The sequence below is a fragment of the Sphingobium sp. LF-16 genome (assembly GCF_003711185.1).
Lineage (GTDB): Bacteria > Pseudomonadota > Alphaproteobacteria > Sphingomonadales > Sphingomonadaceae > Sphingobium > Sphingobium yanoikuyae_A.
Map to the genome: position 1 here is coordinate 2,893,784 of NZ_CP029335.1, position 13,470 is coordinate 2,907,253.

Below are 13,470 nucleotides of genomic sequence, written 5' to 3' on the forward strand. Positions count from 1 at the left end.
CGCGGGAAAGTCGCCGCCTATCAGGCGGTCATCATGACCGACGATCAGCAGAGCATCCGCGCCATCCTCGACCGGCTGCGCGCCCCGGCGGGCAATCCCGTGGCCCGCGCCCGCTGGCTGGTCGAACGGCAGGTGCCCGAAGCGCGGCGCGGCCCCGGCTGGGACCGGCACTGGCGCGAGCTGGAAGCCTATCTGGACAGCCCGGTCAGCTGGTCGGGCAATCGCGACGCGGACGGGATCGAAGGGTGGGACGATGACGTCTGACCGGCTGATCGACATGATGATCGCGCGGCTGGTGATCGCCCATGGCAAGAGCAAGCATCATTGGCGCAAGGCGATCGGCCCGGTCCGAATCTACAGCCGCGCCACCCATCCCCATTGCAACTGGGCCTTCACGCCGAACGGCACGGCGGGCGAGATATCGGTGATCGAGACGCTGCTCGACGACCTGCACCTGCGCCATCCGCTGATCGATCGATAATGCCAAGCCCGCGCGGCGCTTGAGCGTTGCAAGGTGCTGATGCGCCAGCATCACTGCACCTTGTCAAAGACAAAGGGCGCGGACGGCCTGTCGCCATCCACGCCCCCTTGCGACCCCGAAGGGATCGGAATCAGCCGGCGAGCTGCGTTTCCAGTTCGCCCAGCACGCGATAGCAGTCGAACACCTTGGCGACCGAGCTGTTGGGCTCGCGGCCCTCACGGATCGCGCTAATGAACTCGCGGTCCTGCAACTCGATGCCATTGTTCGAGATGGCGACCCCGGCCAGATCGATCGGCTCTTCCTTGCCGTTCACCAGATCGTCGTAGCGGGCGATATAGGTGTCGGTGTCGCCGATATAGCGGAAGAAGGTGCCAAGCGGCCCGTCATTGTTGAAGCTGAGCGACAGGGTGCAGATGGCGCCGGTCTCGCTCTTGAGCTGGATCGACATGTCCATGGCGATGCCCAGTTCCGGATGGATCGGCCCCTGCATCGCATGGGCGGCGACGATCTTGCCGGCCTGATAGGCGAACAGGTCGACCGTATGCGCGGCATGATGCCACAGAAGATGGTCGGTCCACGACCGCGGCTCGCCCTTGGCATTGATGTTCTTGCGGCGGAAGAAATAGGTCTGCACGTCCATCTGCTGGACGTTGAATTCGCCCGCCTGGATGCGGTTGTGGACGAACTGGTGCGACGGGTTGAAGCGGCGGGTATGGCCGACCATGCAGACAAGACCGGTTTCCTGCTGCTTGGCGAGCACCGCCTGCGCATCGGCCCAGCTGTCGGCGAGCGGGATTTCCACCTCGACATGCTTGCCCGCATTCATGCAGGCGATCGCCTGTTCCGCGTGCATCTGGGTCGGCGTACACAGGATCACCGCATCGACATCGTCACGCGCCAGCGTCTCGTTGAGGTCGGTGGTCACATGGCCGATGCCATATTTCTCGGCGACCTTCTTCGTCGCCTCCAGTTCGCGGCCGATGATCGAGGTGACGGTGACGCCGTCGATATTCTTGAGGCCATCAAGATGCTTTTCGCCAAAGGCGCCGGCACCGGCGAGGGCAATACGCATGGAATTTTCTCCATCTAAAGCCCCTCCCTTCCAGGGGGGGGTGAATAGAGACACCTGTCTCTATTCAAGGGTGGGTGCCTCCGAAGGAGGCTCGCTACGCTCGCACCCACCCCCGGCCCCTCCCTGGAAGGGAGGGGAGGCACGAGTGCGAACCGAAATTCAGTCCGTTGGTTCGAGCACCAGGTGCCCGACCGCAGTGTTGGAAGCGGGAACATGATAATGGCGGTGCAGCGGCCGGACCTTGTCGCCCAGCGCGCCGCGCATGATCAGCCACATGACCATCTCGATCCCTTCGGACCCGGTCTCGCGCAGATATTCGATATGCTCGATCGCGCGCAGCGCCTCGCCATCGTCGCTCTGGCTCATCAGGTCGAGGAAACGATTGTCCCACTCGGCATTGATGAGTCCGGCGCGCGGCCCCTGAAGCTGGTGGCTCATGCCGCCCGTGCCCCAGATCTGCACGTTGAGATCCTCGGGGAAGCTCTCAACCGCGCGGGCGATCGCCTCGCCCAGTCGCCAGCAGCGATTGCCCGACGGCGGCGGATAGGTGACGACATTGACCGCGACCGGGATCACCCGGCACGGCCAGGCGTCGGGCTGGCCGAACATCAGGCTCAACGGCACGGTCAGGCCATGGTCGACATCCATCTCGTTGATGATGGTCATATCGAATTCGTCGAGGATCAGGCTCTGGGCGATGTGCCAGGCCAGGTCCGGCTCACCGATCACGTCGGGCACCGGGCGCGGCCCCCAGCCCTCGTCGGCCGGCTTGTAGCGTTCGCCACAGCCGATCGCGAAGGTCGGGATGATCTTCATGTCGAAGGCGGAGGCATGGTCATTATAGACCAGGATCACGACATCGGGCTTTTCCTGCGCGATCCATTGCCGCGACCAGTCATAGCCGGCGAACAAAGGCTGCCAGTAGGGTTCGGCGGTTTTGCCCAGATCCATGGCAGCGCCGATGGCGGGCACATGGCTGGTGGCGACGCCGGCAGTGATGCGGGCCATCAGCGTTTCTCCTTGATGGAGCGGACACCCTGAGGCGAGCGGCCGCCGGCGATCATCATCGCCTGATAGTCTTCCGGGCTCATCCCGGTCATGGTGCCGACCGCCTGCAGGAAGCTGAGGCCGTCGGTCGAGAACACCTTAGCAAGGAAATAGATGTTCCCGCCCAGGTCCAGGCAACGATTATAGTCGCGGTCCAGGATCGCCTGTTTCTGCGCCTCGGTCATCGGCCATTCGTCGATATAGGCGCGCTCGCCGGCCAGCCAGCGCACGCGGTTTTCCGCCTTCATCAGGCTCATCGCGAACTGGTTCATCCAATAGCCCTGACGCGCCCGCGCCGCCGTATAGACGCGGGTGCCGGGGATATCGTCGAACTCGGCGAGATATTCGTGGATATCGATGCTCATCTCATCCTCTCTTGGCATCCATCCCCCGGCCCTTCCTTCCAACAAAGGACCGGGGGATGAACGCGCCCCTCCGCGGGGATAGGGTTACAGGCCGCGCGCCTTCAATTGCGCGTCGAGCCGGGGGAAGACCCGGCGGGCATTGCCCTCGAAGATCGCGGCACGCTCGCCCTCGCTGATGTCCAGCGCATCGACATAGCGCTTGGTATCGTCGAAATAATGGCCGGTGGTGGGATCGATGCCGCGCACCGCGCCGACCATTTCCGACCCGAACAGGATATTCTTGTTGTCGATCACGTCGGCCAGCAGGTCGACGCCGGGCTGATGATAGACGCAGGTGTCGAAGAAGATGTTGTTCATCAGATGGGTCGACAGGTCGGGCTTCTTCAACATGTCGGCCAGGCCGCGATAGCGACCCCAATGATAGGGCACGGCGCCGCCGCCATGCGGGATGATGAACTTGAGGGTCGGGAAGTCCCTGAACAGGTCGCCCTCCAGCAACTGCATGAAGGCGATCGTGTCGGCCGCGATATAATAGCCGCCGGTCGCGTGCATCGCCGGATTGCAGCTGCCCGACACATGGATCATCGCCGGCACGTCCAGCTCGACCATCTTCTCGTAGAAGGGATACCAATATTTGTCGGTCAGCGGCGGATGCTGGAAATGGCCGCCGCCCGGATCGGGATTGAGGTTGCAGCCGATGAAGCCCATGTCGACGCAGCGTTCCAGCTCGGCAATGCTGTTGGCCATGTCCGCCTTGGGCGACTGGGGCAGCATGCACACGCCGACGAAGGTTTCGGGGAACAGGCCGACGACGCGCGCGATCAGGTCGTTGCAGCGCATCGCCCATTCCTTCGCCACCGCCGCGTCGCCGACATGGGGGGCCATGGCCGAAGCGCGCGGCGAGAAGATGGTGAGGTCGGCGCCACGTTCCTTGATCAGGCGCAGCTGGTTCGCCTCGATCGTCTCGCGGATTTCGGCATCGCTGATGTCGGGATAGGCGGGGGCAGGCACGCCCGCCTTGAATGCCGCCTTCTGCTCCTCGCGCCAGGCGTCATGCCCCTTGGGCAGCACGGTATAATGGCCGTGGCAGTCGATAATCATGGTCATGCCGCGTCGGCCTTTCCTGTCTGTTCTGCTTTTGCTTGGATGATGCTGTCGATCTTGGCGCCCAGCCCTTCGGGCGGTGCCTTGAGGCCCAGCGTGCCGATCGCCTGCTGGCGCTCGACCGTGCCGCGCGTCATCGCGGAACCGGTGCCAAGGCCGTCGAGCGTCTTGACCACCTCCTCCATCTCGGCCGCGCGGCGCAGTCCGTGGACCATCATACGGTCGAGATTATAGTCGGCGCGAATGTCCCAGGGACGCGGTTTCTCGCTGGCATCGAGCGATCCGATCACCTCGTCCAGCACGCCCGCCGCATCGGCCGCCAGCATGCACTCGGCGGTCAGCGCCTCCAGCCCCTTGACCATCACCGACCGGATCATCTTGATCGCCGACGCCCGGCCGACGGCCTCGCCGACGACGCGGATATTGGTGAAGCCCAGCCGGGCCAGCCCTGCCCGCGCCGCATCGGCATGGGCACCGCTGACCAGCAGCGGCACGTTCAGCCGGGCCGGATCGACCGGCGCCATGACGGCGACATCGACATAATGGCCACCGGCCGCCTCGATCGCGCGGGCCGCCGCCTGCTTGGTCTGCGGCGCGACGCTGTTGAGATCGCAATAAAGCGCGCCGGGGGCGATATGGGCGGCGGCGGCCTGCGCCACGGCCAGCGCCTGGTCGGCGGTGACGAGCGACAGGATGAAGGTGACGGGCGCAACAGCATCGGCCAGCGTCGGCACGGCCCGGACGCCGGCCCTGGCACAGCGCGCCAACATCGCATCGCGGGTGGCGCCGACATCGGTCTGGATATCATAGACGCGGGCTGCGTCGATCCAGTCCCCCGCCATCGCAAAGGTGGCCCCTGCCTCGCCAAATCCGATCAGACCGATTTCCTGCTCCATGTCGGGTTGGATGACGGATCATGTCAGATGCCGCCAATCGAATCCGCTGGACCAGTATAAGATTTTACGAATTCATATGTGCCGCAGCCTGATCGATCGCGGCCATGAACTGCTGCTGCAACCGGGTCGGGCGCCAGTCGGCCCGCGTCGTGAGGCCGATGGTCCGGCTGATCGCGCCGGGTGCCGGGCCGATATCGATCAGCAGCCCGGCCTCCAGCTCCAGCGCCAGCTGATCGTGCGACAGCAAGGTCAGATACTCGCCGCCGACCAGCAATTGCCGGATCGTCATCACCGATCCGCATTCGATCGGCACCGCCGGCAGATCGCCGCCCAGCGCAGCAAACATCGCCTGCCACAATTGCCGCAGCGGCGTGCCCTCCGGCGGCAATATCCAGGGATAGCGGCGCAGCGCATCGGCGTCCCAGCCCGCCGCCAGCGCATGGCCACGCCGCGCCAGGATGGTCGGCCGATCCTCGAACAGGGGCCGCTGCGCCAGGTCCAGCGCCATGGCGGGATCGCGCAGCGCACCGACCATCATGTCGATCTCGCCATCGCGCAGCGGGCCGACCAGTTCGGCATGCGATCCTTCATGCACGCTGATGTCGACCAGCGGGAAATCGGCGCGGAACCGGGCGATCGCATCCGGGATCAGGCGCGCGCGCGAAAGCGGCATGGCGCCGACCAGGATGCGCCCGCCCTCCTGCCCGCGCAGGTCGGCCAGATCCTCCAGCCCCTGCCGCAATTCCGCCAGCGCCAGCCGCAGCCGCTGCGCCAGCACCGTCCCGGCCCTGGTCAGCATCACGCCACGCCCGCGCCGGTCGACCAGCCTTTGCCCCAGCGCCAGCCCCAGATCGCCGACCGCCCGGTGCAGCGAGGGTTCGGCCACGCCGGTCGCCACCGCCGCCGCGGCATAGCTGCCGCCGCGCGCCAGGGCGACGAAGGCGCGCACCTGCGCCGCCGTCACCCGGTTGCTGCCGATCAGCCGCAGCGCCGCATCGATCCGGGGCTTCAGCCGCTCCGCCGGCTCCAGCGCGACCATGCCGCCGGGCTGGCGCGCGAACAGCGGCAGGCCCAGTTGCGCCTCCAGCTTGGCGATCCCCTGGGTCACCGCCGGCTGGGTCAGGTTCACCGCGCGCGCCGCCAGGCTGACGCTGCCAAGCTCCACCACGGCCGCCATCGCGGCGAGATGACGGATATTGAACTGGTCGGGGTTCATGTCCAACACTTAGCAAAAATTTATGCACTGGTTCCAGTTCGGATTTGAGCATCGCGCTGCACCTGTCCACATCGCTGTCAACTTATGCGCTAGGAGAAGGCTTGATGTCCGGCATTGTCGTCCAGAATATCGAACGGGCGGACCTCGCCGTCATCGACGGCCTCGCCAAGGCGGGCGTCGCCACCGTCCATGAAGCCCAGGGCCGCAAGGGCCTGCTCGCCCCCTATATGCGCCCCATCTATCCGGGCGCCCGCATCGCCGGCAGCGCGGTGACGATCTCCGCCCCGCCGGGCGACAACTGGATGGTCCATGTCGCGATCGAGCAGTTGAAGGAAGGCGACATATTGCTGCTCGCCCCGACCAGCCCCTGCACCGACGGCTATTTCGGCGATCTGCTCGCCACCTCCGCCCAGGCACGCGGCTGCCGTGGCCTCATCATCGACGCGGGCGTGCGCGACGTCCGCGACCTCAAGCAGATGAACTTCCCGGTCTGGTCCAAGGCGGTCCATGCCCAGGGCACGATCAAGGGCACGCTGGGATCGGTCAATATCCCGGTTGTCTGCGCCAATGCGCTGGTCAATCCGGGCGACGTGATCATCGCTGACGATGATGGCGTGTGCATCGTGCCGCGCGCCGACGCCGCCGCCGTGCTGGAAAAGGCGCAGGCCCGCGAGGCCGCCGAGGAAGCCAAGCGCGTCCGCCTGGCCGCCGGGGAACTGGGCCTCGACATATACAATATGCGCCCGCGCCTCCAGGAAATGGGCCTGAAATATGTGTAAGGCTCTCACATATTCCCCGTTCGGTTCGAGCCTGTCGAGAACCCTGCGCCCCGTTCTCGACAGGCTCGAACCGAACGGAGGCAGGGCATGACGTCGGCCAGAGTCATGTGGATGCGCGGCGGCACGTCCAAGGGCGGCTATTTCCTTTCGGAAGACCTGCCCGCCGACAGCGCCGCGCGCGACGCCTTCCTGCTGCGGGCCATGGGATCGCCCGACCCGCGCCAGATCGATGGCATGGGCGGCGCCGATCCGCTGACCAGCAAGGTCGGCGTCGTCAGGAAATCCGATCGGGAGGGCGTCGATGTCGACTATCTCTTCCTCCAGGTCTTCGTCGATCAGGCGATCGTCAGCGACGCGCAGAATTGCGGCAATATCCTCGCTGGCATCGGCCCCTTCGCGATCGAGCGTGCCCTTGTCGCCGGGCAGGACGGCGAGACCCGCGTCGCCATCTTCATGGAGAATACCGGACAGATCGCGATCGCCACGGTGCAGACGCCGGGCGGCACGGTCCGCTATGTTGGCGAGGCCAGGATCGACGGCGTGCCCGGCAGTGCCGCGCCGATCCCGCTGGAGTTTCGCGACACCGCCGGCTCCTCCTGCGGCGCACTGCTGCCGACCGGCAATGCCTTTGACGAGGTCGAGGGCGTGCGCGTCACGCTGATCGACAATGGCATGCCCTGCGTCGTGATGAAGGCGCAGGATGTCGGCATCACCGGCTATGAGGACCGCGACACGCTGGACAAGGACGTGGCGCTCAAAGCCCGGATCGAAGTGATCCGCCTCGCTGTCGGCGAACGCATGAACCTGGGCGACGTCAAGGAAAAGTCAGTGCCCAAGATGATGCTGGTCGCCCCGCCGCGCGATGGCGGCGCGGTCACGGTGCGCAGCTTCATCCCGCATCGCGCCCATGCCTCGATCGGCGTGCTGGGCGCGGTCAGCGTCGCCACCGCCTGCCTGATCGACGGATCGCCGGCGGCCGAAGTTGCCGTTATCCCGGCAGGCAATCGCAAGACGCTGTCGGTCGAGCATCCGACCGGCGAGACGACCTGCGTCATGGAACTGGACGAGAGTGGCGCGGTGATCAGCGCCGCCATGCTGCGCACCGCGCGCAAGTTGATGGATGGAGAGATTTTCGCATGACCGCCCCCGAACCTGGCCGCATCATCAGCTGGCACGGCAAACCGTCCAAACCGCGCTACACCCCGCCGGCCGGCGCGATCGACGCCCATTGCCATGTGTTCGGTCCGATGGCGCAGTTCCCCTTCAGCGCGAAGGCAAAATATCTGCCCGAGGATGCCGGCCCGGACATGCTGTTCGCGCTGCGCGATCATCTGGGGTTCGCCCGCAACGTCATCGTGCAGGCCAGCTGCCATGGCACCGACAATGCCGCAACGCTGGACGCCATCGCCAGGTCGAACGGGAAGGCGCGCGGCGTTGCCGTGGTCGATCCGGCCATTTCCGAAGTCGATCTTGCCGCCCTGCATGAGGGCGGGATGCGCGGTATCCGCTTCAATTTCCTCAAGCGCCTGGTCGATGACGCACCCAAGGACAAGTTCCTGGAAGTGGCCAAGCGCCTGCCCAAGGGCTGGCATGTGGTGATCTATTTCGAGGCCGACATATTGGAGGAACTGCGCCCCTTCATGGACGCGATCCCGGTGCCGCTGGTGATCGACCATATGGGGCGCCCCGACGTGACCCAGGGTCCGGACGGCGCCGACATGAAGGCGTTCCGCGCCTTCCTCGACAGCCGTGACGACATCTGGTTCAAGGCGACCTGCCCGGATCGGCTCGATCCGACAGGTGATCCGTGGAACGCCTTTGCCGAAGCGGTCGCGCCGCTGGTCGCCGACTATCAGGACCGCGTGCTGTGGGGCACCGACTGGCCGCACCCGAACATGCAGGATGCGGTCCCCGATGACGGCCATCTGGTCGACATGATCCCGCGCATCGCCCCGACGGTGGAATTGCAGCGCAAGCTGCTGATCGACAACCCCATGCGGCTCTATTGGCCCGAGGAATTATAAGGGCACAGCCGGTTTCCAATCAGCACGCGGCCGCTCCGTCTGGGGCGGCCGGTTGCATTTGCGCAACATGCCTTTCGCAAATGCAAGTCAACAGAATTGCGAACGAATATCAATATCGCTATGGGCGCCCCATAAACGAGTCACGGGGGATCCCATATGAAGAAGTTCATCGCATTGAGCGGCGCGGCCCTGATCGCGCTGTGCCATGGCACCGCCTGGTCGGCAGAGGCGGCCGCTGCGGACGCCCCCCGCACCGACGAAGACAGCATCGTCGTCACCGCCGCGACCACCGGGTCCAAGACCGACACCGCGCTGGTCGAACTGCCCCAGCCGATCAAGGTCATCACGTCCGAACAATATCTGTCGCAGGGCGCGATCAGCATCAGCGACACGGTGAAATATGCCGCCGGCGTGCTGGCCAACCCCTATGGCCGCGATACCCGCGTCGATGGCTTCAACGTCCGTGGCCTGGACGCGCTGCAGTTCCGCGACGGCATGCGCGACATCTTCAGCTATTATGCGTCGATCACGTCGGACCCCTATAATTTCTCGCGCGTGGAAATCCTGCGCGGCCCGGCATCGGTGCTGTTCGGCCAGGGGTCGATCGGCGGCCTGGTCAACCTGGTCAGCAAGACGCCCGATTTCACCACGCGCGGCGAACTCAACCTTGTCTATGGCAGCTATGACCGCAAGGAGGCGATGGGCGACGTCAATGTCGCGCTGGCCGACAATCTGGCGGTGCGCTTCGTCGGCCGCGTCCGCGACGCCGACACCTATGTCGACCATGTCCCCGACGACCGCGTGATGTTCGCGCCCTCGATCCGCTGGCAGCCGACGCCCGATACCGACATCGTGCTGACCGGCCTCTATCAGGAGGATGATACCGGTTCGACGTCGCAGTTCCTGCCGATCGTCGGCACCTTCATGCCCAACAATGTCGCGGGCGAGCAGCTGGATCGCTACACCTTCGTCGGCAAGGCCGGCTGGGATCGCTATGATGGCCGGTCGCTGCAGGGTGGCGGCTCGATCACCCACCGCTTCTCCGACAATGTGAAGCTCAGCCTCAAGGCGCGCTATATCGACAGCGACCTGGAATATAACACCCATTATGCCGACAGCTATACCAACCCGCAGGATCCCTTCTCGGTCTATGGCACCGACGGGCGCACCATCGCGCTGACGGCCGATGCCAGCGACGCGCGGATGAACGTCTTTTCGACCGACAACAACGTCCAGTTCAATTTCAACACCGGCGCCAATATCGAGCACAAGCTGCTGGTCGGCATCGACTATAGCTGGAACAAGGTGTCCAAGCGTTATGCCGGCGGCTATGAACTGGTCGACCTTTACGACATCGATTATGATGCGCTGGCGACCTATGATCCGACCGGTCCGTTCACCAGCGACAGCCAGAAGCAGCTCGGCGTCTATGTCCAGGACCAGATCCGCTTCTATGACCGGGTATCGGTCGTGCTGGGCGCCCGCCGCGACCGCGTGACCGGTTCTTCGGGCCAGAAGGACAATGCCACCACCTTCCGCGCCGGCATCATCGGCGAAATCGGCGCCGGCATCTCGCCCTTCTTCAGCTACACCGAGAGCTTCCTGCCGGTCGCCGGCCGGATCGACAATGGCGATGGCAGCTATGGCGATGCCTACAAGCCGCAGACCGGCACCCAATATGAAGCCGGCGTGAAGTGGCAGCCCGCCCCCAGCACCCTGGTCACCGCCACCGTGTTCAAGATCAAGGAGCGCAACCGCGTCCTCTATCTCGCGGCCGGCGGCACCGAACAGTCGGGCGTGCTCAACACCAAGGGCTTCGAGATCGAAGCGAGCCATACCCTGCCCGGCAATTTCGAACTGCTGGCCAATTATGGCTATTCGAAGCTGAAGTCGGAAACCAACACCAGCCTCGACTATATGCCGCGCCATACCGCATCGCTCTGGTCCACCAAGACCTTCGGCCTGGCAGACGAGGCGCAGCTGCGCCTGGGCGGCGGCGTCGTCTATAGCGGCAAGAGCGTGTCGACCAGCGCGATCTGGTCAATCGTCACGCCGTCGCGCACCACCGTCGACGCGCTGGCGGAAATCACCTGGCAGGACTGGCGCTTCGCGCTCAATGCGACCAACCTGCTCAACAAGAAATTCTACGCGTCCTGCCTGGCGCGTGGCGACTGCTTCATGGGTGCGCCGCGCAACGTCATGGGCACGGTCGGCTTCCGTTTCTGAGGAGAGAGACTATGCTGAAATGGACTAGTGCGCTGCTGGCGATCGCCTGCCTGCCCGCAATGGCGCAGGCGCATGAAGTGTGGGTCGAGCGTGACGGCGCCGGCCCGGCGCGCATCTATCTGGGCGAGCCGGGCGATCCGCTGCCCGAAGGCGGCGACCCAGAGTTCGAGAAGCTGAAGGCACCCAAGCTGGTGCCCGCATCCTCCGCCGCGCAGGTGCGCAAGGCCGGCTATATCGAGGTCGCTGTGCCCGCCGGCGACGTGCGCGTGATCGACGACAGCGTGTTCGATCCCTGGGGCGAGGAAGGCAAGAAGGAAGGCGTGATCTATTATGCGCGCGCCGGTCGCAGCGAAGCCAAGGCCGGGATGCCGCTGGAAATCGTGCCGACCGCTGCAGGCGCCAACAGCTTCACGCTGGTCCGCGACGGCAAGCCGCTTGCCGGGGTCAAGGTAACCGCGATCTCGCCCGACAAATGGTCGAAGGGCTTCGTCACCGACGCCCAGGGACGCGTGACCCTGCCGATCAGGGAAAAGGGCCGCTATATCCTGACCGCGACGCAGGAGGAAAAGGGCGATCTCAGCCTGCGCGGCGCCAAGGTGGCGACGCTCTACAACATCGCCACGCTGACCTTCGTCAACAACTGAGACCGGGGCGGCGCGGGCCATCGACCCGCGCCGCCGCCTCATGCGGCAAGAGCCGCCAGATCCGCGTCCAGCGCGTCGAGCGCCGCATCGGTGAACTGCGACGGGGCAAAGGGCTGGATCGCGCGGAGCGTCATGCCCCTGGCCATCGCAATGCGCTGGTCATCCGCCACGCCCGGAAAATAGCGATCGAGCAGGCTGCGCGTCTGCGGATCGGCCAGCAGCACGCCGATCTTCGTGCGAGCGGTCGACAGCATTTCATCCTGTGGTTCCACCTGTGCTTGCGGCGCCTGCCCCGCAACGGGGAAGCTGCCCGTCTCACCCCGATCGGCCAATGCGGTGGTCGATGGCGTCAGGGTCAGGTGCAGGTCGGCCAGCCCGCGAATGATGAAACTCGGCTCGAAATGCAGGTCGCGGGCACCGGGCGGGCCATGGCGGGCCGGGTCGAGTTCGATCGCGCTGCTATGCTCCAGAAACTTCTCCAGAATGATCCGCACCTCGACACGGGCGAGCGGCGCGCCGGCGCAGACATGCTTGCCCCGGCCGAAAGCGACATGCTCGCGGATGCGGGGGCGATCCAGTTGCAACTCTGCCGGCCCCTCCCAGCGCGCAGGATCGCGATTGGCCGCCGCCAGCGCCAGCAATATACAGGTGCCCGCCGGCACCGCCCGATCGCCGATCCGGGTATCGCGCCGCGCGACCCGCGCCGTCTGCTTGCTCGATCCCTCGATCCGCAGCACTTCCTCGATCAAGGCCGGAATCAGCGCCGGGTCGGCGCGCAATTGGTCCTGTAGCCCCGGCTGATCGACAATATGGCGCATGGCGTTGCCCAGCAGCTTGGCGCTGGTGTCCTGCCCGGCGCCGAACAGGAAGGTGGCGAGGTTGACGATCTCCGCCACGCTGGGCGTGGTCCCGTCGGCATATTTGGCCAGCGCCAGTTCGGTCAATATATCCTCGCGCGGATGACGCCGCCGATCCTCGACATAGGCGGCGAAATAGGAACCCATGACGATCAGCGGATGCCCCTCCCCCGCATAGTCATTGTCCGCCGTGTCGAGGCTGCCGGGCGGCGGCGCGGCGTCGATCACATCCATGAAGCGCTGGCGATCCTCCGCCGGCACGCCCAGCAGATCGGCGATCACCAGCGTGACGAAGGGGGTGGCGATGTCCCGGATCAGCTCGGTGCGCCCCTGCGCCACCGCCCGGCGCACCAGATGGTCCGAATAGTCGGATATGAAACGCTCATTCGCCTTCAGGCGGGACGGGGTGAACAGCCGGTTGACCAGCCCGCGCAACATTGTGTGGGGCATGTCGTCCAGCCCGACCAGCATCGTGCCGCCGGGAAAATCGGACCGATGCGCTTCAAGCTGCGCGCTGATGTCGCTGCCTTGCGGGGCAAAGGGCAAGGGCGCCGCAGCCCCCTGCAGCGCGTTGACGGCGGAAAAATCCTGGGCATTGGCGAGGACTTCGAGCGTTTCGTCAAAGCCCGTGACGATCAGATAGTCGCGGCCCGGCGGCTGATAGACCGGTCCATGCGCCCGGACCGCCTCGAAAAAGGCATAGGGATCCTGTAATATGCCGCGATCGGTGAAATAGTCGCGCGCCTCCAGTGCCACCAT

At 65.3% G+C, this 13,470-nt stretch carries 14 protein-coding genes; 7 read left to right on the forward strand and 7 right to left on the reverse strand.

Annotated features, from left to right (window positions below; translation table 11 throughout):
• The first annotated feature begins 33 nt into the window (after positions 1–33).
• Positions 34–264, forward strand: a complete 231-nt coding sequence (locus tag DIZ22_RS13470; protein ID WP_004208426.1) for a hypothetical protein — start codon at positions 34–36, stop codon at positions 262–264.
• Positions 254–481, forward strand: a complete 228-nt coding sequence (locus DIZ22_RS13475; RefSeq protein WP_122928327.1) for a hypothetical protein — start codon at positions 254–256, stop codon at positions 479–481. Before DIZ22_RS13470 ends, DIZ22_RS13475 begins: the two co-directional genes overlap by 11 nt.
• 130 nt (positions 482–611) lie before the next feature.
• Here DIZ22_RS13475 and DIZ22_RS13480 read toward each other — a convergent pair whose 3' ends face one another.
• The 6 genes from DIZ22_RS13480 to DIZ22_RS13505 form a co-directional block, all read right to left on the reverse strand.
• Complete coding sequence (locus DIZ22_RS13480) at positions 612–1,553, reverse strand: Gfo/Idh/MocA family oxidoreductase (protein ID WP_097384488.1); 942 nt, start codon at positions 1,551–1,553, stop codon at positions 612–614.
• 159 nt (positions 1,554–1,712) lie between these two features.
• Complete coding sequence (locus tag DIZ22_RS13485; protein ID WP_122928328.1) at positions 1,713–2,561, reverse strand: class III extradiol dioxygenase subunit beta; 849 nt, start codon at positions 2,559–2,561, stop codon at positions 1,713–1,715.
• Positions 2,561–2,965: a protocatechuate 4,5-dioxygenase subunit alpha gene (gene ligA / locus DIZ22_RS13490; protein ID WP_004208430.1), complete on the reverse strand. Its 405-nt coding sequence runs from the start codon at positions 2,963–2,965 to the stop codon at positions 2,561–2,563. Before ligA ends, DIZ22_RS13485 begins: the two co-directional genes overlap by 1 nt.
• 84 nt (positions 2,966–3,049) lie before the next feature.
• Complete coding sequence (locus DIZ22_RS13495; protein ID WP_026109430.1) at positions 3,050–4,072, reverse strand: amidohydrolase family protein; 1,023 nt, start codon at positions 4,070–4,072, stop codon at positions 3,050–3,052.
• Positions 4,069–4,965 (reverse strand): NAD(P)-dependent oxidoreductase, encoded by an 897-nt coding sequence (locus DIZ22_RS13500; RefSeq protein ID WP_122928329.1) that lies wholly within the window; start codon positions 4,963–4,965, stop codon positions 4,069–4,071. The genes DIZ22_RS13495 and DIZ22_RS13500 overlap by 4 nt, the downstream gene beginning before the upstream one ends.
• Positions 4,966–5,029: 64 nt before the next feature.
• Positions 5,030–6,181 carry a LysR substrate-binding domain-containing protein gene (locus tag DIZ22_RS13505; RefSeq protein ID WP_069337804.1) on the reverse strand — a complete coding sequence of 384 codons (1,152 nt, stop codon included), beginning with the start codon at positions 6,179–6,181 and terminating at the stop codon, positions 5,030–5,032.
• 104 nt (positions 6,182–6,285) lie between these two features.
• Between DIZ22_RS13505 and ligK the strand changes: the two genes are divergently transcribed.
• From ligK to DIZ22_RS13530, 5 genes are all read left to right on the forward strand, one after another.
• Complete coding sequence (gene ligK, locus DIZ22_RS13510) at positions 6,286–6,960, forward strand: 4-carboxy-4-hydroxy-2-oxoadipate aldolase/oxaloacetate decarboxylase (RefSeq protein ID WP_037520103.1); 675 nt, start codon at positions 6,286–6,288, stop codon at positions 6,958–6,960.
• Between the two features lie 87 nt (positions 6,961–7,047).
• Complete coding sequence (locus DIZ22_RS13515; protein ID WP_122928330.1) at positions 7,048–8,100, forward strand: 4-oxalomesaconate tautomerase; 1,053 nt, start codon at positions 7,048–7,050, stop codon at positions 8,098–8,100.
• Positions 8,097–8,984: an amidohydrolase family protein gene (locus DIZ22_RS13520; RefSeq protein WP_122928331.1), complete on the forward strand. Its 888-nt coding sequence runs from the start codon at positions 8,097–8,099 to the stop codon at positions 8,982–8,984. The genes DIZ22_RS13515 and DIZ22_RS13520 overlap by 4 nt, the downstream gene beginning before the upstream one ends.
• A gap of 156 nt (positions 8,985–9,140) precedes the next feature.
• Entirely contained in the window at positions 9,141–11,210 is a 2,070-nt protein-coding gene (locus DIZ22_RS13525; protein WP_004208437.1) for a TonB-dependent siderophore receptor, read from the forward strand.
• An 11-nt stretch (positions 11,211–11,221) separates the two neighbouring features.
• Positions 11,222–11,854: a DUF4198 domain-containing protein gene (locus DIZ22_RS13530; RefSeq protein WP_072893776.1), complete on the forward strand. Its 633-nt coding sequence runs from the start codon at positions 11,222–11,224 to the stop codon at positions 11,852–11,854.
• A gap of 38 nt (positions 11,855–11,892) precedes the next feature.
• Here the strand turns inward: DIZ22_RS13530 and DIZ22_RS13535 are convergent, their stop codons facing one another.
• Positions 11,893–13,470: a cytochrome P450 gene (locus tag DIZ22_RS13535; protein ID WP_122928332.1), complete on the reverse strand. Its 1,578-nt coding sequence runs from the start codon at positions 13,468–13,470 to the stop codon at positions 11,893–11,895.